This is a genomic window from Pseudomonas putida (assembly GCF_050990305.1).
Lineage (GTDB): Bacteria > Pseudomonadota > Gammaproteobacteria > Pseudomonadales > Pseudomonadaceae > Aquipseudomonas > Aquipseudomonas putida_AH.
In genome coordinates, this window is the sequence record NZ_CP158817.1 from 4,345,731 (window position 1) to 4,363,627 (window position 17,897).

Annotated in this window: 21 protein-coding genes; 6 read left to right on the forward strand and 15 right to left on the reverse strand. The window is 59.1% G+C overall.

The annotated features are described in order from the left end of the window. The first annotated feature begins 36 nt into the window (after positions 1–36). A complete protein-coding gene (pbpG, locus tag ABTV22_RS19500; RefSeq protein WP_433736124.1) occupies positions 37–975 on the forward strand; it encodes a D-alanyl-D-alanine endopeptidase in 939 nt (312 codons plus the stop codon). 57 nt (positions 976–1,032) lie between these two features. Here the strand turns inward: pbpG and ABTV22_RS19505 are convergent, their stop codons facing one another. The 3 genes from ABTV22_RS19505 to ABTV22_RS19515 form a co-directional block, all read right to left on the reverse strand. Further along, positions 1,033–1,248 carry a hypothetical protein gene (locus ABTV22_RS19505; protein WP_433736125.1) on the reverse strand — a complete coding sequence of 72 codons (216 nt, stop codon included), beginning with the start codon at positions 1,246–1,248 and terminating at the stop codon, positions 1,033–1,035. A 17-nt stretch (positions 1,249–1,265) separates the two neighbouring features. Next, positions 1,266–1,472 carry a DUF6021 family protein gene (locus ABTV22_RS19510; RefSeq protein WP_433736126.1) on the reverse strand — a complete coding sequence of 69 codons (207 nt, stop codon included), beginning with the start codon at positions 1,470–1,472 and terminating at the stop codon, positions 1,266–1,268. 90 nt (positions 1,473–1,562) lie between these two features. After that, complete coding sequence (locus tag ABTV22_RS19515) at positions 1,563–2,291, reverse strand: peptidase C39 family protein (protein WP_433736127.1); 729 nt, start codon at positions 2,289–2,291, stop codon at positions 1,563–1,565. Between the two features lie 167 nt (positions 2,292–2,458). Here ABTV22_RS19515 and ABTV22_RS19520 point away from each other — a divergent pair, with 167 nt between their 5' ends. Then, positions 2,459–2,617 carry a hypothetical protein gene (locus tag ABTV22_RS19520; protein WP_433736128.1) on the forward strand — a complete coding sequence of 53 codons (159 nt, stop codon included), beginning with the start codon at positions 2,459–2,461 and terminating at the stop codon, positions 2,615–2,617. A gap of 131 nt (positions 2,618–2,748) precedes the next feature. Here the strand turns inward: ABTV22_RS19520 and ABTV22_RS19525 are convergent, their stop codons facing one another. Together ABTV22_RS19525 and ABTV22_RS19530 are read right to left on the reverse strand one after the other, a co-directional pair. Further along, positions 2,749–3,498: a TerC family protein gene (locus ABTV22_RS19525; protein ID WP_433736129.1), complete on the reverse strand. Its 750-nt coding sequence runs from the start codon at positions 3,496–3,498 to the stop codon at positions 2,749–2,751. Between the two features lie 29 nt (positions 3,499–3,527). After that, entirely contained in the window at positions 3,528–3,770 is a 243-nt protein-coding gene (locus tag ABTV22_RS19530) for a hypothetical protein (RefSeq protein WP_433736130.1), read from the reverse strand. 261 nt (positions 3,771–4,031) lie between these two features. Here ABTV22_RS19530 and nhaR point away from each other — a divergent pair, with 261 nt between their 5' ends. Then, the gene (nhaR, locus tag ABTV22_RS19535; RefSeq protein ID WP_433736131.1) at positions 4,032–4,931 is read left to right on the forward strand and encodes a transcriptional activator NhaR; all 900 of its coding nucleotides are present in this window, start codon (positions 4,032–4,034) and stop codon (positions 4,929–4,931) included. Here nhaR and ABTV22_RS19540 read toward each other — a convergent pair. Next, positions 4,918–6,078 (reverse strand): MFS transporter, encoded by a 1,161-nt coding sequence (locus ABTV22_RS19540; protein ID WP_433736132.1) that lies wholly within the window; start codon positions 6,076–6,078, stop codon positions 4,918–4,920. The two genes, nhaR and ABTV22_RS19540, sit on opposite strands and share 14 nt — an antisense overlap. A gap of 408 nt (positions 6,079–6,486) precedes the next feature. On the opposite strand from ABTV22_RS19540, the gene sstT reads away from it, so the two are divergent. After that, complete coding sequence (gene sstT, locus ABTV22_RS19545; protein ID WP_433736133.1) at positions 6,487–7,722, forward strand: serine/threonine transporter SstT; 1,236 nt, start codon at positions 6,487–6,489, stop codon at positions 7,720–7,722. A gap of 157 nt (positions 7,723–7,879) precedes the next feature. Here the strand turns inward: sstT and ABTV22_RS19550 are convergent, their stop codons facing one another. The 7 genes from ABTV22_RS19550 to ABTV22_RS19580 form a co-directional block, all read right to left on the reverse strand. After that, positions 7,880–8,389, reverse strand: a complete 510-nt coding sequence (locus ABTV22_RS19550) for a DUF1993 domain-containing protein (RefSeq protein WP_433736134.1) — start codon at positions 8,387–8,389, stop codon at positions 7,880–7,882. Between the two features lie 92 nt (positions 8,390–8,481). Beyond that, positions 8,482–9,900, reverse strand: coding sequence for an ArnT family glycosyltransferase (locus ABTV22_RS19555; RefSeq protein WP_433736135.1), 1,419 nt, complete (start codon positions 9,898–9,900; stop codon positions 8,482–8,484). 5 nt (positions 9,901–9,905) lie between these two features. Next, positions 9,906–10,841 (reverse strand): SdiA-regulated domain-containing protein, encoded by a 936-nt coding sequence (locus ABTV22_RS19560; protein WP_433736136.1) that lies wholly within the window; start codon positions 10,839–10,841, stop codon positions 9,906–9,908. After that, complete coding sequence (locus ABTV22_RS19565; protein ID WP_433736137.1) at positions 10,838–12,358, reverse strand: ArnT family glycosyltransferase; 1,521 nt, start codon at positions 12,356–12,358, stop codon at positions 10,838–10,840. The genes ABTV22_RS19560 and ABTV22_RS19565 overlap by 4 nt, the downstream gene beginning before the upstream one ends. A 3-nt stretch (positions 12,359–12,361) precedes the next feature. Beyond that, a complete protein-coding gene (locus ABTV22_RS19570) occupies positions 12,362–12,640 on the reverse strand; it encodes a lipid-A-disaccharide synthase N-terminal domain-containing protein (protein WP_433736138.1) in 279 nt (92 codons plus the stop codon). Continuing rightward, entirely contained in the window at positions 12,637–13,377 is a 741-nt protein-coding gene (locus ABTV22_RS19575) for a glycosyltransferase family 2 protein (RefSeq protein WP_433736139.1), read from the reverse strand. Before ABTV22_RS19575 ends, ABTV22_RS19570 begins: the two co-directional genes overlap by 4 nt. 50 nt (positions 13,378–13,427) lie before the next feature. Continuing rightward, positions 13,428–14,405, reverse strand: a complete 978-nt coding sequence (locus tag ABTV22_RS19580) for an NAD-dependent epimerase (protein ID WP_433736140.1) — start codon at positions 14,403–14,405, stop codon at positions 13,428–13,430. A gap of 312 nt (positions 14,406–14,717) precedes the next feature. Between ABTV22_RS19580 and ABTV22_RS19585 the strand changes: the two genes are divergently transcribed. Further along, on the forward strand, positions 14,718–15,362 hold the full coding sequence (locus ABTV22_RS19585; protein ID WP_433736141.1) for a YceH family protein: 645 nt from the start codon (positions 14,718–14,720) through the stop codon (positions 15,360–15,362). Positions 15,363–15,727: 365 nt separating this feature from the next. Here ABTV22_RS19585 and ABTV22_RS19590 read toward each other — a convergent pair whose 3' ends face one another. Both ABTV22_RS19590 and ABTV22_RS19595 read right to left on the reverse strand, forming a co-directional pair. Continuing rightward, a complete protein-coding gene (locus ABTV22_RS19590; protein WP_433736142.1) occupies positions 15,728–16,246 on the reverse strand; it encodes a cupin domain-containing protein in 519 nt (172 codons plus the stop codon). A gap of 128 nt (positions 16,247–16,374) precedes the next feature. Further along, entirely contained in the window at positions 16,375–17,193 is an 819-nt protein-coding gene (locus ABTV22_RS19595) for a shikimate 5-dehydrogenase (protein ID WP_433736143.1), read from the reverse strand. Between the two features lie 244 nt (positions 17,194–17,437). On the opposite strand from ABTV22_RS19595, the gene ABTV22_RS19600 reads away from it, so the two are divergent. After that, on the forward strand, positions 17,438–17,803 hold the full coding sequence (locus ABTV22_RS19600; protein WP_433736144.1) for a hypothetical protein: 366 nt from the start codon (positions 17,438–17,440) through the stop codon (positions 17,801–17,803). Positions 17,804–17,897 lie beyond the last annotated feature (94 nt).

Consider the following 17,897-nt stretch of genomic DNA (forward strand, 5'->3'; position numbering starts at 1 on the left):
CATAACGGCGTATCAACACTTTATGAGTCTGCCAGCGTGAAAATCCGTCTTTCCATCCTGAGCCTATTTTTTGCAGTTACAGGGACTTTCATCACGCCAATTGCCAGCGCAGGCGAAACCACCGCCGCGCCTCGAGACGCCTCGCAACTCAAGATCGCTTCGCGCAGTGCATTGCTGCTGGATCTGCAGACCAACAAAATCATCTATGCCAGCAACCCAGACAGGATTGCCCCCATCGCTTCGGTCAGCAAGTTGATGACCGGCCTCGTCGTGGTTGAAGCCAAGCAGAACATGGACGAGTACATCAACATCAACATCAGTGACACCCCGGAAATGAAAGGCGTGTTTTCCCGGGTCAAACTCAACAGCGAAATGCCGCGTCGGGAAATGCTGCTGATTGCGCTGATGTCCTCCGAGAACCGCGCCGCCGCGAGTCTGGCCCACCACTATCCGGGCGGATATGCCGCGTTCATCGCTGCGATGAACGCTAAAGCCAAGGCGCTGGGCATGACCAGTACCCATTTCGTTGAGCCGACCGGTCTGTCGCCGCGCAACGTGTCTACCGCCCGCGACCTGAGCAAACTGCTGATCGCTGCGCACAAATACCCAATGCTGACAGAGCTGAGCACGACCAAGGAAAAAATCGTCGCGTTCCGCAAACCCAACTACAGCCTGGCCTTTCGCAACACCGACCATTTGGTCCGTAAACCGGATTGGGATATTCAATTGACGAAAACCGGTTTCACCAACGATGCAGGACACTGCCTGGTACTGGTGACCCGGATGAGTGACCGTCCGGTTGCCCTGGTGCTCCTTGACGCATATGGCAAGTACACACATTTTGCCGATGCCACGCGCATCCGCAACTGGGTCGAAACCGGCAAAAGCGCCAACGTAGCGTCTGCAGCCATGCAGTACAAATCGGATAAGAACATCAAGCACCGCCAGAGCAGTGTGGTTGAGGCGTCGAAATAGTCTTGCTGTAATCACATGAAAAAGCCCCGAACATTCGGGGCTTTTTTTCGTCAGCGATCAGTCATTAGGCAGCGGCATCTGGTCGTCATCGGGAATGCCATCCCCTTTGCTGGGGTCTTGCCAACCTCGCGCAGGCTCCACTGGCGTCACGACTGGCCGAGCCAGCGGATCTCTCAGTGGGCTGTCCGGATCCATCACCGGATCGATGCTCTCTTCAGGCGTTGTCGGGACGTTTTCCGGACGTTTGTCGTTGAAGCTTGAGTCGGTAGACATACACACCTCCATGCAACCTAGGGTTTCAGATTGCCGAGTGGGTCATAGGGCTTTGCCGGAGCCTTGGGATTGTCACCCGGTTTTACGTCCAGCGGCGCCTTGGCTGGACCCACAGGATCGACCTGCGGGTCGGCAACGTCCGGCGAATCGGGGTCGAAGCCCAACTCGTCGCCAGACGAATGTTCAGACGAGTGCGGGCCGGACGGGGTATTGGAATGTGCCATGGACGCCTCCTGATCGCGGCCCGATACATCCGGGCCCTATCTATCAGATACCTGCAGCGCCGTGCTGTGCCCGGCAGATGACGAACGGCCTTACTGTGCGCTCAAGGCCTTTTTGGCCTGCGCCGCCGCCTGCTCTTGACCCGCCTGCGCCAGATCGTTCGCCGCCTTGAGCCAGCGCTGCCGATCGACTTCGGCCGGAATTTGCGTCGGTGCCTGAATCAACACTGCCCAGCCACCGGCATCCTTGAAAGCCGATTCGAACGAGCTGAAGCTCATCAATACCCGCTGCTCCATGCCGGCACGCAACAGCACCGTCTGCTTCTGACGGTTGTAGCCGGACAAAATGGCATAACGCGGTTCAGCCCAGAGTGCGGAACCCTCGGTAAAGCGCACCATCACCGGATAACCCGCTGCCACCTGAGTCAACAGGGCAGGCAGATCGCTGTCCAGGGGATAGACCATCATTCCGTACTCACGGGCCAGGTTCTGCATGTTTTGTTGCAGCTGGGCCTCCGCGCCCGGCAAATGCAGCGGTTTGTCGAGCAAACCCGGAGTGATCACGATGCCTTGCTGGGACAACAGGCTCGCCAGCACTTGCGGCCCGCTTTGATTGGCCACGCCGCGATAGAACCGGCCCGTGAGTTCGACCCGCTCCGGCAGACGCTTGATCTGCGGCGCAACGTTTCCTGCACACCCGGACAGCCCGGCAACACACCCCGCAATCACTGCTACCGATAGAATTCGAGAAATTACCCGCACCATCATCACTCTCTTGGTCAGACGCCAGGCAATCCGCTTCCCGGCTTGGCCGTCGATCATAGGATGCCGCGCAGCGGCGGTATAGCCTTAACCGGTAGTTGATGGCGCTCTATAGAGCGAACTGGTTGGTTGCAGTCGACCTTTGGTCAATAGCCTGCAACACGTCAGCGGCTAGACTGTCACTTGCAAAGCGTGTGCGCCCGCCGCAGGGCAAAGAGGAGGCACTGATGAGCCTGGCAATGACGATCGTGATGTTGGTGTTCAGCTGGTTGGCCGTCGCCGCCGCCATGTTGTGGGGCGTTCTGCGAATCGCTCGCCGCCACCATCATCCTGTACAACCGGAAAAAACCTCCGAGCCCCCTGCCCGTCACGTCAACGCTCACTGACACCCAAAAACCAAAACGCCTGCCCTCCTGTAGGAGCTGCCGCAGGCTGCGATCTTTTGACTTTGATTTTTAAAAAACAAGATCAAAAGATCGCAGCCTGCGGCAGCTCCTACTGTGAGTTCAGGCGGCTGTTAGACCTCGGCGGCCAGGCGTTTCTGTTTGGCCCGACGGGACATCATGTTCAACACCTCAATCGCAGCCGAGAACGCCATCGCCGCATAGACGTAGCCTTTGGGCACGTGGGCACCGAAGCCTTCAGCGATCAGCGTCATGCCGATCATGATCAAGAAGCCCAGGGCCAACATGACGACCGTCGGGTTGTCATTGATGAACTTGGCCAGCGGATCAGCCGCCAGCAACATCACCAACACCGACACCACCACCGCGATGATCATGATCGGCAAATGCTCGGTCATGCCGACAGCGGTAATGATGCTGTCGATGGAGAACACCATATCCAGCATCAGGATCTGGCCGATCGCGGCAGCAAAGCCCAGGGTCACGGTCGAGGTTTTCGACGTTGGATCTTCCGGCGACGGGTCCATGCTGTGATGGATTTCCGTGGTGGCTTTCCACAACAGGAACAGGCCGCCGGCGATCAGGATCATGTCCTTCCAGGAGAACGCTTGGCCGAAAACCTCGATCACAGGCTCCGTCAACTGGACGATGAACGCGATGGTGCTCAGCAAGCCCAGACGCAGGATCAGCGCCATACCGATACCGATACGCCGTGCCTTCTGCCGGTGCTGCTCGGGCAGTTTGTTGGTCAGGATCGAGATGAAGATCAGGTTATCGATACCGAGCACGATCTCCATCACCACCAGAGTGGCCAAAGCGATCCATGCGGTGGGGCTGGCGGCTAGCTGTAAAAGGTATTCCATGGGTCAGTCCTGACTCGCTGTAAGACGGTTTAGATTTCCTGGGAGGAAGATTCGGTTTTTTCCGCATCTTTTTCCGATGATTCTTTCTTGCTGATCAAACCGCTGGTGGCGTCACTGAGTGCTTGCTCGGCGGCCTTGTGGGTGTCGTCGATGGCTTGCTTGGCACTCTCGGCCGCCTTGCCCATCAGTTGCTGAGCGCTTTTCTCCGCCTGGTCACAACCGGCCAACACCAGTAAAGACGCAATCAGCAGGGCCGTGGTTTTAAGCTTCATGATGTTTTCCTCGATAGAACGAACGGACCGCAACGATGACCCGTTGATAGCGACGCATTCTATGGAGATGGACACTTCAGGAAAATTCGTATTTTCAGCGGTTATACTTCGGTTTTTACGAATTCAGATCTCTATACGCAGATCGCTCTGTGTAGGAGCTGCCGCAGGCTGCGATCTTTTGATCCTGCTTTTAAAAATCAAAAGATCGCAGCCTGCGGCAGCTCCTACATAGATGATGTGAACCGAGGGGACTTCACCAACATGTTGAATTACCGACAACTGCATTACTTCTGGGTGGTGGCCAAAACCGGCAGCATCGTGCGTGCCTGCGAGCAGTTGAACCTGACGCCGCAGACCATCAGCGGACAGATTTCATTGTTCGAACAAACCTACGGCATCGAGTTGTTTCGCCGGGTTGGGCGGCAACTGGAACTCACCGAAGCCGGGCGCCAGACCTTGCCCTATGCCGAACAGATGTTTCAGCTGGGTGGCGAGCTGGAGTTGATGCTGCGCGCCCAACCCAATGAACAGCAGATTCTGTTTCGGGTGGGCGTAGCCGACGTAGTGCCCAAATCCATCGTCTATCGCCTGATCGCGCCGACCATGGAATTGAGCGAACCGCTGCGCATTACCTGTCGTGAAGACAAACTCGAACGGTTGCTGGCCGACCTGGCCATCCAACGCCTGGACCTGGTGATTTCCGACAGCCCGATGCCATCGCACCTGGACATCAAGGGTTACAGCCAGAAACTCGGTGAATGCGGGATCAGTTTCTTCGCGACCGCCGAATTGGCGGCACACTATGGCCAGGACTTTCCTCGCAGCCTGCACGGCGCACCGCTGTTGATTCCCGGGCCGGAAACCGTGGTGCGCAGCCGCTTGCAGCGCTGGTTCGCCGAACAGCAGATCCAGCCGCAAATCGTCGGCGAGTTCGATGACAGTGCCTTGATGCAGGCCTTCGGCCAATCCGGCAGCGGCATTTTCATCGGCCCCAGCGTGATCGCCGACGAAGTGAAGCGCCAACTGGGCGTGGAGGTGATTGGCCAGACCGACGCGGTGAGCGAGTCGTTCTACGCCATTTCGGTGGAGCGCAAGGTCAAGCACCCCGGCATTGTCGCGATTACCGAAGGTGCCCGACGCGAGCTGTTTACAGCGCTGTGACGACTTCCCGAGGCTTGAAGGTCATCAGCGCGATGGCCAGCAGGATCGAGGCCAGGATCAATCCGGCAGCGGCGAATCCCAGCCCCTGTAGGCCGACGCTGTCGATCACCCGACCGCCGATCATGGCGCCCAGGCCGATCCCGAGATTGGCCCCGGCGATGTTCAGCGACGCGGCGAACGCCGGCGCTTCGGGCGCGGCTTTCATCAGGCGCACGTGACTGACCAGGAACAGCGCGGCCTGGGTAATGCCCCAGATGCCCATCGCTGCCGCCAACCCGTAGGGCGAGTGAATGTTTGGTACCAGCGCCACCAGTCCGGCGATCATGAAGGCGCAGAACATCATCGAAGCCACCAGCGGATGGCGATCCACCGCGCGACCGCCCAAGGAGTTACCGATCAGCCCCACCGCGCCGAAGCCCATCAGGCACCAGCCGACCACCGTGCCGTCGAGACCGGCCAGGCGCTCAAGGATGTCTGCCAGATAGGTGTAAGCGGTGAACATGCCGCTGAACACGATGATCGACAGCAGTACATGCCCGACCATTAAAGGGCTGTGCAGGATCTTGAATTGCGAGCGGAAGCTGACCTGATGCTGATGCAGGTTGGTTTTGGGCAAGTAGATAAACAGCAGCAGCGCCTTGGCAAAGGCGATGAACGCGAGAATGGCGAAAGCACTGCGCCAGCCGAAGGCATCGGAAATCAGCGTGCCCACGGGAATGCCGAACACCGTGGCGCAGACAATGCCGAAACCGATCTTGGCGATGGCGCGCCCGGCGTAGTCCGGCCCGACGATGTCCACCGCCGTTTCACTGGCCAACGCCCAGAACACCGGCAAGCCCAAGGCTGGGACCAACCGGGCAAAGGCCATCACCCAGATGTTCGGCGCCATTGCGGCGAGCGTGTTGGCCAGGCCAAACATGATCAGCACTGAGATGAATAGCTTGCGCCGCTCGAAACGGGCGAAGTACGCCGTGAGGAACGGACCGAATGCGGCGACCGTGAAGGCGAACAGGGTCACCAACAACCCCGCTTGCGGGATGCTGACGTCGAGGTCTCGGGCGATGGCCGGCAACAGGCCGACGATGATGAACTCCGTGGTCAGCACCGTAAAACCGGCGGCCGACAGCAGAAAAACGGGCAACAGCATGCAAAACTCCAGAAAAACGACGACACCAGTGCTAGCCCGAAGGCTCACTGGCAGACATGAAAATGAGGATGGCGAAGCTTAACAGAGTGTTTCGGATCAGGGTTGCACGAACCTGCAAATCGCGTTTAAGCGCCGAGTGGCAGATCGTCACAGGACTGAAGTATCTGTACAACGCTGTGATAAAGTCCGCGCCCTTGTGGCGAGGGCGCTTGCTCCCGCTGGGCAGCGAAGCGCCCCCAACAAATGGGCCTGCTGCGCAGGCCAGCGGGAGCAAGCTCCCTCGCCACAGGGATCAGCGCTGGCATTAGCCACGTGCTCCCCCTTTCGGTTTCCCGCCTGCGGCCTGTCTTGTTTCTTGCTGCAAACCTGCGAAACCATGCATTTATAAAAAATCAGAGATGCCGTTTTATGAGCGATTCATCCCCTTCTCTATTGCAACGCCTCAATCGCATGAGCCTGGTCACGCAGATCCTCATCGGCCTGATCGCCGGCATTGCCCTGGCCCTGATGGCGCCTGAAGCGGCGAAGTCCACGGCCTTCATCGGCAAGGTCTTCGTCTCGGCGCTGAAGGCTGTCGCACCCATCCTGGTGTTCATCCTGGTCATGGCGTCCATCGCCAACCACAAGCACGGTCAGGAAACCCACATCCGGCCGATCCTGTTCCTGTACCTGCTGGGCACATTCGCGGCCGCCGTGGTCGCGGTGGTTGCCAGCATGATGTTTCCGTCGAACCTCGTGCTGTCGACCCAGGATGTCGCCGTTAGCGCTCCTGGCGGCATCAGCGAAGTGCTGCAAAGCCTGTTGCTCAGCGTGGTCGACAACCCAGTCAGTGCGCTGATGAACGCCAACTTCATCGGCATCCTGGCCTGGGCCATCGGCATGGGCATCGCCATTCGCCATGCCGGCAAGGCTACACGCGGGGTGCTGGACGACCTGTCCAACGGCGTGACCCTGATCGTGCGCATGGTGATCCGTTTTGCCCCGCTGGGGATCTTCGGCCTCGTGGCCTCGACCCTGGCCACCTCCGGCTTCGGCGCCCTGATCGGCTACGCGCACCTGCTGGCCGTGCTGCTGGGCTGCATGCTGTTCGTGGCACTGGTGATGAACCCGGCCATCGTGTTCTGGAAACTGCGCCGCAACCCGTATCCACTGACCTTGATGTGCCTGCGCGAAAGCGGTATCACCGCATTCTTCACCCGCAGTTCCGCAGCGAACATTCCGGTCAACCTGGAGCTGAGCAAGCGCCTGGGTCTGCACGAAGACACTTACTCCGTGTCGATCCCCCTGGGTGCGACCATCAACATGGCCGGTGCGTCGATCACCATCACCGTACTGACCCTGGCAGCGGTGCACACAATGGGCATTGCCGTGGACATTCCGACGGCCATTCTGCTGAGCGTCGTCGCGGCGGTCTGCGCCTGTGGCGCTTCTGGCGTGGCAGGCGGTTCGCTGCTGCTGATCCCTCTGGCGTGCAGCCTGTTCGGCATCCCGAGCGAAATCGCCATGCAGGTGGTGGCGGTCGGTTTCATCATCGGCGTGCTGCAGGACTCGGCGGAAACCGCGTTGAATTCGTCGACCGACGTGCTGTTCACGGCGGCGGCTTGCCTGGGTGAAGAAGTAAAGGCCGAGCGTTCGGCGCAATAAAGATCAACAGATCAAAAGATCGCAGCCTCGTTTCACTCGACAGCTCCTACAAGCGTACGCAATCCAATGTAGGAGCTGCCGAAGGCTGCGATCTTTTGATTCAGCAAAAAAAACCGCCAAGGCTTCCACCTTGGCGGTTTTTTTGTACCTGGGCGGTTTAGAACGCGCCCATGTAATCACGCTTGCCCACTTCCACACCGTTGTGACGCAGCAGCGCGTAAGCGGTGGTGATGTGGAAGAAGAACTGCGGCAGGCCGTAGGTCAGCAGGTAAGCCTGGCCAGAGAAACGCTTTTCTTTCGGCGTGCCCGGACGGGTCACGATTTCGATGCCTTCCTTGCCGTTGATCTGCTCCGGTTTGAAATCGCCGATGAAAGACAGGACCTTGGCGATCAGTGCTTGCAGTTCGGCGAAGGTGGTTTCGGTGTCGTCGTACTTTGGCAGTTCGACTTCAGCCAGACGCGCCGAAACGCCCTTGGCGAAATCAACAGCGATCTGCACCTGACGCACCAGCGGGAACATGTCCGGGTACAGGCGAGCTTGCAGGAAGGCGTTGGGGTCAATGTTCTTGGCGGTGGCGTGGGCCTCGGCCTTCTTCAGCACATCGCTCAGGGCGTTGAGCATTTGCTGGAAAACTGGAACGGAGGCGTCGTACAAGGAAATGGTCATGGCAGTCTCGTGTGGTGACAGGAGGGAACGTGGGCCGATTATAGCCATGCACACCCCTCCCCAGACCGGTCTTTTTTATCGTTGAACTGCCATCAGTGACATTCCGCTCCGAGTTTGACAAGCAACGCAGCCTTGCCCGGACTCAGATACGGCTCGACTTTACCAATTTTGCACGATGCCAGGCCCTGTATGCTCGCCTCCAGGGGTTCCTTTACAAACAGCAGGCCCTGCGGACGGTTTGCCGCCTGCAATTGAGCCAACGTCAGCCGTGCAACCGGTCGACCCATGTAATAGACCAGGCGGATATCCGGTTCACCGACACTGTAGGCTTTCTGACCCGGCTGGCTGGCGGCCAGCGTGGCGACCTCCTGCAGACCATCGACCCGATGGGCCAGGACCCGCGCTTCGACGAACAGGTAAAACACCACGAATCCGGCCAACATCACGTAGGGCACCGTAGCCAGGCAGGCACGCCAGCGGCCCTTCGCCTCATCAAGCACCGTTGTCCAATGCATGGCCAGCAACAAGGCCATGGAGGGGTAGATGGGCAATAGGTACTTGCCATGCTTTTCGGTGAACATGGAAAAAACCAGCAGCGGCAACAAGGTGCAGCACAACAGCATGGCTGCCTCGCGACGCGAGCGGATCATCGCCCAGAAGCGTCGAGGCTGTACCAGTACGATCAACCAGAATGGAAAGAAATCACCGGCCAGGAACAACAGATAGGCATACCAGGACTCAGCGCCTTGTCCATCGATCTTTTTGACGATGTCTTCGTTGATGATCGACGCCCAGATCCCCCAACCCTGGTTCAGGGACACCGCCACATACCAGGAAGCGCCCAGCGCCACGGCAATCAGCCAGCCCCAGCCATCACACAGATAGGCCTTGGCCCGGGCGTCGCGATAGATCAGTGCATACAACAGTATCGGAGCCGTGACCCACAACAGGCAAACTGGCCCCTTGGTCAGTAGAGCACAGCCTAAAAGCACGTAACTGAGCCGGCTCCACAGGGCCCGCCCCTGGTGAAAAATGAACTGCCAGGCCGCGAGCAAGGCGCCGAAACACAGCAGGGTCAGCAGCATCTCGATTTCCGAGCGACGGGCAAACAGACTGAAGCCCCCGTTGGCCGCCAGAAACACCACGGCGAACAATCCAGCCTGGCGCCCAGCCTGCCGCACGCCGTACAGATAGGTGACGATGCAGCACAGGGCTGCGGCGAGTGCCGACGGCAAACGCACGCTCCACTCGGACAAGCTGCCGAGCACTGCCGTCGAAACCAGGCCCGCCCAATAGAAAAACGGAGGCTTGGACAAGTACAACTCGCCGTTCATGTAGGGCAGCAACCAACTCCCGGCTTCACGCATTTCACGCACGGTGACGGCTCGGCGAGCCTCGTTGACACTCATGAACGGCACACTGCCCAGCCCCCAGAAAAACAGCAGAGCGATGGCAATGGCCGCGAGCAAGGCGATGTGGCGGGTCGACAATGAGCTCAGGTTCGACTTCATCAGGGTTATTCCGCGCGGGCTATTTGAGTGTTCTTCGACTTGCTGAACCGGTAGAACAGATTCGGCTCACAGACGATGTACAACTCGCCATCGGCATCCATCGTCATCCCCTCCGCACCCAGCATGGTCTTCTTGAGATCGCCCGCCTGCTTGCGCAGGGAAAGAATGCTGACGAAATCCCCCTTCTCGTCCAGTTCGGTGACGTTGCTGGACTCCTCGCTGAGCAACAACAGGTGCCCGGTCTTAGGGTCGTAATAGCCCTCGGAAAGGTCGGTGCTGAAAACGCTGCGGTCGACCCAGGAAGTCAGGTCCTTGATGCGGATCTGCAGGGGACCACCGATGGAAGCCAGCATGCCGGTGACCGAGTACAGCTGCCGTGGATCACGCTCCTTGATGGCGAAAATACGGTCGTTGGCCGCATCGTACGTTACGCCCTCAAAGCCTTTGTTGTGATCGCTGAGGTTGACGCCAATGGCGAGAAACTGTGCCTGCTCAACATGGATGGGGCCCGGGGTATCGGGCAGGGTGACAACGTTCAGTTGCTGCTTTCTTTCATCGGCGATCACGATACGGCCGCCACCGATATAAGCGATGCCTTCTGTGTCTTCGAATCCAATCAACGGGTAGCTTGCGAGCAAATCGCCGTCACGGTTCAGCTCCAGAATCTGCATGGGTGAACCATTGGTGATGCCCAGCAGACGATCCCGATCATAGTCGTAGGCGATGCCGGACAAATTCAGGACATTCCCGATGGGCTTGGCCTGGATGACAGCCTTGAAGTCCGGCAGCCAGATATTTTTGTCAGGTGCCTGATTGCCGGGCCACTTGTTGTGCAGGTGCGCGTACAACTGCGAGTACAGGACAGATCGGGCACCGGTGGCGAACAACAGAACCAAGGCAATAACGACAATGAGCAACCCAACCTTTTTTGCTTTACTCATGCTTTTTCTCGATCCCAAACAAAACGAAAAACATGGTCAGGTTGACCGGGATGGCATTGGCCGTTGTCGGCATCAACCCCGACGATCGACCATTCGGCACGTGATGTTTCACCCAGTTCATGGGCCGCCTCAGGCTTGAAGCAGCGATTCAGCAATTCGTCAGGGACCAGGGCATAAGCCTTGGGGTTCTCGCGCAACCACTGCGCCGCCTGCTCGATCGTCGAATCAGCCATGCCGAAATGCACGATCGGCTGGCGGGCAAACAGCCAGTGCCCTTCGCGCCAATTGACCAGGACCAGGTCGGCGCCATGGGTCATGGTCGCTGCCTGCGCCATGATTGCCTCATGGGGATTGGCGCCGTCCTTGACCGGCTCGATAAAGCCGCGGGCGAACCACAGCGCGAACCAGCTCGCCACCAGCACTGGAAACACTCGCTGCCACTTCGCACGCTTGTGGAACCAGCGCTTGAGCAACCAGGGCACCAATGGCGCTGCCGCCAGCACCAGCGCAGGCAGCGCCGGGTAGATGTACAACTTGCGCTTGCCGGCACTGATACTGAAAAACAGCACCACCAACGCTACCCAACCCAGCAGCACCAACACCCGGCCATCACGCTTTTGCAGCTGACGGCGCCAGGCCGGTACCAGCCATGGCAACACCAGCACCAGCGGCAACCAGTACTGCGGAATGACGTTGGTGAGGAAGTACCAGAACGGTTCGCGGTGATCCCACGAGGCGGCGTAGCGCCCAGCGGTCTGGCGCAGAAGGATTTCCCGGGCATAGGCGATTTCGTCGGCGCCGCCGTTGAGCACGATGGACAGGGTCAGCGGCAGCAGCCAGATGGCAATGCCAGCCAGCATCACCAGCAAACCCAGCCACCACTTGCGTGCCTGGCCGGGCATGGCCACCACACCCGGCCAGCCCTTGCGCACCGCGTAGGCGTACGGGATCAGCATCAGCGCCGGCAGAAAGCCCACGCCCTTGGTGATCACGCCGATGCCCATCGCCGCGCAGCCGACGTAGAACCAGCGCCAGGCCGGGCCGATCAGCAAGTGACGCGCCAGCCCATAAAGGCCCAGGGTGGTGAACAGAATCAGGAAGCTGTCGATCTGCCCGGTGCGCAGGATGCTGTAGGTCTGATAAGTCGCCAGGTACAACAGCGCCGCGATGCGACCGATACGCTGGGTCCACACCCGCCGGCCCAGGTCGTAGAGCATCGCCGTGACCGTCACCGCCGAGAACAGGCCCGGAATGTACAAAGCCAGGTTGGGCTTGCCGGTGAGCCAGGCAAAAAACGCCACCGTCCACATGAAGATCGGCGGCTTGTCGCCGTAGATTTCCCCGGCGCGGTGCGGGATCAGCCATGAACCGTGGTTCAGCATTTCCAGGGCCACGCCGAGGAAACGCTCCTCATCGACGTTCTGCGCCTGACGCAACCCCAGACCCGCGCCGACCAAAAGCAGGGCGAGCAGCATCAAGCCCAGGCACTCTACCCTGGGCGATAGCGATCGACGCATGACTTATTCCTTGAGTTTTTTGCTTATTGCAATCAATTGCAGGTTGCGAAAATACACGATCGAGCCAAAGGCCTGGCCGACAATGAACACCGGGTCCTCCCGGTAAACGGCATAGGCCAACAGCAAGGTGCTGCCGACGATGCTCAGGTACCAGAAGTTGGTCGGAATCACGCTGCGTTTCTTGTATTCGCTGTATAGCCACTGCAGGACGAAGCGGCCGGTAAACGCGACTTGCCCGGCAAAACCGATCACCAGCCACAGCGTTTCGCGGGTCAGGATCATGCCTCGATCTCCTGGGCGATGGTGTTCAGGCGTGTACGCTTGATCAGCCACCAGACGCCGATCAGGTCAAGGATACCCACTAGGGCGCGGTCGAGGTTGCCGTACTTGGACACCCCGGCGGTGCGGGGGCGGTGGTTGACCGGGTGGACAATCATCCGGCCGTTGTGGCGCTGGATCAGCGCCGGAATGTAGCGGTGCATGTGGTCGAAATACGGCAGGCGCAGAAACGCCGCCCGTTCGATCAGCTTCAATCCGCAGCCGGTGTCCGGAGTGGCGTCCTTGAGCAGACGGCTACGCAGGTTATTGGCGAAGCGCGAGGCCCAGCGTTTGCTCGCCGTGTCGCGACGGTTGACCCGGTGCCCAGCCACCAGTTGCACATCGACCAGGCCCGCCTCGCCGCGCACCAGCGCCAGCATGCCGGGGATGTCCGCCGGGTCGTTCTGGCCGTCGCCATCGAGGGTGGCCAGCCACTGCCCACGGGCTTCCTGCGCCGCGTGGTAGAGCGACGTGCTTTGCCCCAGCGAACGCTCATGACGCAGGATGCGCAAGGTGTCCAGGCCGTCGTGACGCATCTGCCGCAGCTCGTGCAGGGTGGCGTCGGTGCTGCCATCGTCGACCACGATGATCTCGTAAGCCTCATTGGCCAGTGCCACGCGAACCTCCTCAAGCAACGGCTTGAGGTTGTTCGCTTCGTTTTTCGCTGGAATCAGCACTGATACAAAAATGTCCTGCCTCATGGAGCTCACTCGATTTTCTTTTTTGATTTAAATGATCCGGGGCGAATACTTCACACCCCGTAAAACCGCCGATACCACTTCACGAATTCCCCGACGCCGGTGGCAACGCTCACCTGGGGTCGGAAATCGATCCACTCGGTCAGCGCCGAGACATCGGCCCAGGTCTTGACCACATCGCCGGCTTGCAGCGGCATGAGGTTGCGAATGGCCGAAATATCAAGCGCTGACTCCAGGCATTCGACGAAATCCAGCAGGGGCATGGGTTCGCCGCGCCCGATGTTGAACAGCCGATTGACACCTTCGCCGGGGTTTTTCGGGACCGGCGGACGGGTGCGCAAGCGGACGATGCTTTCGACGATGTCGTCGATGTAGGTGAAGTCCCGCGCCATCTGCCCCTGGTTATAGATGTCGATGGGCAGTCCTTCGAGCATCGCCTTGGTGAACTTGAACAACGCCATGTCCGGCCGGCCCCAGGGCCCGTAAACCGTGAAGAAACGCAGGCCACTGGCCTTGAGGCCGTACAGGTGGCAATAGCTGTGGGCCATGAGTTCATTGGCGCGCTTGCTGGCGGCGTACAGCGAAATCGGCTGCTCGACCGGGTCCTCGATACAGAACGGGATTTTGCTGTTAGCGCCGTATACAGAACTGCTTGACGCATAGATCAGGTGGCCGGTTCGGTGTTGCCGACAGGCCTCCAGCATATTGAGGAACCCCACCAGGTTCGACTGAGCATAGACATCGGGGTTGTCCAGCGAGTAACGCACACCGGCCTGGGCAGCCAGGTGCACCACGTCGGTGAAGCGGTGCTCATCGAACACGGCCATGAGGGCCGATTTGTCCACCAGGTCGATTTTTTCGAAACGAAACCCCGGCAAGGCTTCCAGCTCCTTGAGCCGCGCCTGCTTGAGCCCTACGTCGTAGTAGTCGTTGAGGTTGTCGATCCCGACCACTTCATGGCCGTCCAGGCACAAACGCCTGGCGACGTGAAAACCGATGAAACCGGCTGCGCCGGTGACCAGGATGGTCATACCCCGAACACGTCAATCAGCGCTTCGTGCCAGGTCAAACACAACGTCAGTTTCATGCCTTTTCCCATAACCTTTTTATATTTTCAGTGACGCTGTCGGTGCGCGGAAGAAGAAATGGCACCCATTCACAATAAGCCACTATGCGCAGCGACGCATACGGTGCCCGGCAGATTGTAAAAAAGTCGTTAACATTTCATTCAGGATTCGTGGATACCGACCAGTTGAAGTAACGATTTATATTGCCATTAGCGCGCGCCAATCTAAAGTGCATCCACGCAAGAGAAAACCTGAAACGGTTAAGGACGCAGAACCATGACTGAGCAAGAGACGACCGCCGACGAACCACGCCTCAACAGCACGGAAATCCGCCTACTCGGTTCATTGATCGAGAAACAGGCCACCAGCCCGGAAACCTACCCGCTGACCCTCAATGCGCTAGTGATTGCCTGCAACCAGAAAACCAGCCGCGAACCGGTGATGAACCTGACCCAGGGTCAGGTCGGCCAAAGCCTGCGCGCACTCGAGGGACGCGGTTTTACCAAACTGGTGATGGGCAGTCGCGCCGATCGTTGGGAGCACAAGGTCGACAAGGCGCTGGAACTGGTACCGGCTCAGGTCATTCTAATGGGACTGCTATTTCTGCGCGGCCCGCAAACCGTCAACGAACTGCTGACCCGCAGCGCGCGCATGCATGATTTTGAAGACACCGAACAAGTGGTGCATCAGCTGGAACGCTTGATTGCCCGGGACCTGGCATTGCTGATTCCGCGTCAGGGCGGTCAACGGGAAGACCGCTATATGCATGCATTGGGCGATCCGGCGGACATCGAGGCAATCCTTGCCGCACGACAGAACCCGGTCGAACGCAGTGGTGGCAGTGGCGTTTCGGTGGAGCGGATCGAAGAGCTTGAAGCGCGGATCGCGGCGCTGGAAGAGCGGTTGGCGCGGTTGGAATAACGTGATCTGCCCATGTATTGATGTTGAATGAACCGACGCCATCGCGGGCAAGCTCGCTCCCACAGGACCGCGCAATACCTGTAGGAGCGATGCTTGCTCGCGATGGACGTTAACGATGACGCGTGCTGTCTGGATGAACGCTTTGTCTGGAGGCTTTTCGCGAGCAAGCCCACACAGGACCGCGCAATACCTGTAGGAGCGAGCTTGCTCGCGATGGACGTTAACGATGACGCGTGCTGTCCGAATGACCGCGCTGCCCGGACGTTTTTCGCGAGCAAGCCCGCAGAACATGTGAACACCACAAATCCCTGTGGGAGCGGGCTTGCCCGCGAAGGCAGACCAACGGTCACCACCAATCTGGATAATTATTCCCCCTCCCAATAATCCACCCCATCCGCCTGCCGGGCCACGGCGACGAACCCTGAGGCATTGCCTTGGGCGTCGACCTTGAAGTCGTCCATCACTGCATATTTGCCGGAGTCGGGATACTCGCAAATCTCCGGTGATTGCTGAGTGCTGACCGCCAGGTAGCGCAGTTCGGCATTGCTGGTGTTGATGATCTGGTGCGCCTTTTCCGGACCACCCGCCGGGCAGGCAATCACGTCACCGGCGCGAATCGCAAAACGCTCGGTACCGAGTCGCACCTCACCCTCCCCGGCCACGACGTAGAACATTTCTTCGTTGACCCGATGGCTGTGAAACGGACTGCCGCGCATGCCGGGCTCCAGCGCATACAAGCGATAGCCGAGCTTCTGCGCACCCAGTTGCTGGCCAATGCGCGCAAATCGCTGTTGATAGCGACCGGCGGTTTCACCGGTCGGCGCGAGCTCTTCGGGCAGCGGCAGGAGTTCAGCCTGGTCCAGGTTGAGAATTGGCGGGTGCATGGGAGGCCTCGGTCACGGTGATTGCTAGTGGAGGCCAGCAGTATAGGCATGGGCAAAAGCAAAAGATCGCAACCTTCGGCACCTGTAGGAGCTGCCGCAGGCTGCGATCTTTTGATCTTCAGGAAACATCAACTCCGAGCAAAAGCCACCGCTGCCTGAAACTGTTCCTGCGTCGGCCGCACACCCGTGTACAACACAAACTGCTCTAGCGCCTGGATCGCAATCACCTCCAACCCGGTGATCACTTGTTTGCCCTCGGCCCGACCCCGCACGACCAGCGGTGTTTCTGAAGGAATCGCCACCACATCAAAGACAATATCCGCCGCCTTGATCACGTCGACCTCAAACGCCAACTGCCCGGCCTCCGGCCCGCCATCCATGCCGACAGGGGTGACATTGACCAGCATTTGCGGGCGGCGCGAGCCCAGTTCGGCTTGCCATTCGTAGCCCAGTGAATCGGCCAGCGCCCGGCCGGCGCCCTCGTTTCGGGCCACGATCAGGCCGTTCTTGTAGCCTCCATCGCGCAAGGCACTGGCCACGGCCTTGGCCATGCCGCCACTGCCACGCAGGGCAAAAGTGGTGTCCTTGGGCACCGCGTGGGTGTCCAGCAACTGGGCAATGGCGATGTAGTCGGTGTTGTAGGCCTTGAGATGGCCTTGGGTGTTAACAATAGTGTTGATCGACTGGATTGCGGCGGCCGATGCATCCAATTCATCGACCAAGGCGATGCACGCCTCTTTGAATGGCATCGACACACCACAGCCGCGAATCCCCAACGCACGAATGCCGCCCACCGCGCCCGGCAAATCCTGACTGCTGAACGCTTTGTAGTAGAAATTCAGGCCCAACTGCTCATACAGATGATTGTGAAATCGCAGGCCGAAGTTCCCGGGGCGACCGGAGAGGGACATGCATAGCTGAGTGTCTTTGTTCGGGTTCATCTGCATGCGGATCTCCTTGCAATGCACTTTCGGATGGACGGGATTAGCCGGCCATCGTGTTCTGATCGATCATATTTCTGTGCCTGCCCGCAGCCTCACGAGACCGTAAGCAAGCCGGTACAGACCTTACACAAAATTTACCCAGCGGCTGTGCTGATTTTCAGAAATACGTTGTCTTAGAAGTATCCCCGCGACAATCCTTGGGTCTATTGCAGACACAAGCGCCGGGTCGATGAACCGAGGAACTATCATGATCCGTAAAGTCCCCACAGTTGCCTTGCTGATTGGCGCCCTCGCTATCGCAGGCCAGGCGCAAGCCCATGGTGGTGGTAATGATGCGGCGGTATATGGGGCGATCGTCGGCACGGCCATCGTCGGCTCGGCCCTGATCAACGCCAACCGGCCGGTGTATGTCGCGCCCCAGCCGGTCTATGCCGCGCCGGCACCGGTTTATTACGCACCACCGCCACCACCGGTCTATTACCAGCCGGCACCGGTGTATGTACAACAACCGATCTACTACCGTCCGGCACCGGTCTACTACGGACCACCCCATGTTTATTACGGCCCCGCACGCGGTTACTACGGCCCTCCACATGGTTATGGTCACTGGTAAACACGCAAGAAGCCCCGTACGCGGGGCTTTTTTATGTCTGCGATTTGATATCTACCCCTTTAGGAGCGAGCCCTGCTCGCGATGAACGCCCAGT

Excerpts from the sequence above, each read along its gene's own strand:
- ABTV22_RS19505 (WP_433736125.1), bottom strand. The coding sequence starts at position 1,248 with ATGTCTACCGACTCAAGCTTCAACGACAAACGTCCGGAAAACGTCCCG.
- ABTV22_RS19510 (WP_433736126.1), bottom strand. The coding sequence starts at position 1,472 with ATGGCACATTCCAATACCCCGTCCGGCCCGCACTCGTCTGAACATTCG.
- ABTV22_RS19515 (WP_433736127.1), bottom strand. The coding sequence starts at position 2,291 with ATGATCGACGGCCAAGCCGGGAAGCGGATTGCCTGGCGTCTGACCAAG.
- ABTV22_RS19520 (WP_433736128.1), top strand. The coding sequence starts at position 2,459 with ATGAGCCTGGCAATGACGATCGTGATGTTGGTGTTCAGCTGGTTGGCC.
- ABTV22_RS19525 (WP_433736129.1), bottom strand. The coding sequence starts at position 3,498 with ATGGAATACCTTTTACAGCTAGCCGCCAGCCCCACCGCATGGATCGCT.
- ABTV22_RS19530 (WP_433736130.1), bottom strand. The coding sequence starts at position 3,770 with ATGAAGCTTAAAACCACGGCCCTGCTGATTGCGTCTTTACTGGTGTTG.
- nhaR (WP_433736131.1), top strand. The coding sequence starts at position 4,032 with ATGTTGAATTACCGACAACTGCATTACTTCTGGGTGGTGGCCAAAACC.
- ABTV22_RS19540 (WP_433736132.1), bottom strand. The coding sequence starts at position 6,078 with ATGCTGTTGCCCGTTTTTCTGCTGTCGGCCGCCGGTTTTACGGTGCTG.
- sstT (WP_433736133.1), top strand. The coding sequence starts at position 6,487 with ATGAGCGATTCATCCCCTTCTCTATTGCAACGCCTCAATCGCATGAGC.
- ABTV22_RS19550 (WP_433736134.1), bottom strand. The coding sequence starts at position 8,389 with ATGACCATTTCCTTGTACGACGCCTCCGTTCCAGTTTTCCAGCAAATG.
- ABTV22_RS19555 (WP_433736135.1), bottom strand. The coding sequence starts at position 9,900 with ATGAAGTCGAACCTGAGCTCATTGTCGACCCGCCACATCGCCTTGCTC.
- ABTV22_RS19560 (WP_433736136.1), bottom strand. The coding sequence starts at position 10,841 with ATGAGTAAAGCAAAAAAGGTTGGGTTGCTCATTGTCGTTATTGCCTTG.
- ABTV22_RS19565 (WP_433736137.1), bottom strand. The coding sequence starts at position 12,358 with ATGCGTCGATCGCTATCGCCCAGGGTAGAGTGCCTGGGCTTGATGCTG.
- ABTV22_RS19570 (WP_433736138.1), bottom strand. The coding sequence starts at position 12,640 with ATGATCCTGACCCGCGAAACGCTGTGGCTGGTGATCGGTTTTGCCGGG.
- ABTV22_RS19575 (WP_433736139.1), bottom strand. The coding sequence starts at position 13,377 with ATGAGGCAGGACATTTTTGTATCAGTGCTGATTCCAGCGAAAAACGAA.
- ABTV22_RS19580 (WP_433736140.1), bottom strand. The coding sequence starts at position 14,405 with ATGACCATCCTGGTCACCGGCGCAGCCGGTTTCATCGGTTTTCACGTC.
- ABTV22_RS19585 (WP_433736141.1), top strand. The coding sequence starts at position 14,718 with ATGACTGAGCAAGAGACGACCGCCGACGAACCACGCCTCAACAGCACG.
- ABTV22_RS19590 (WP_433736142.1), bottom strand. The coding sequence starts at position 16,246 with ATGCACCCGCCAATTCTCAACCTGGACCAGGCTGAACTCCTGCCGCTG.
- ABTV22_RS19595 (WP_433736143.1), bottom strand. The coding sequence starts at position 17,193 with ATGCAGATGAACCCGAACAAAGACACTCAGCTATGCATGTCCCTCTCC.
- ABTV22_RS19600 (WP_433736144.1), top strand. The coding sequence starts at position 17,438 with ATGATCCGTAAAGTCCCCACAGTTGCCTTGCTGATTGGCGCCCTCGCT.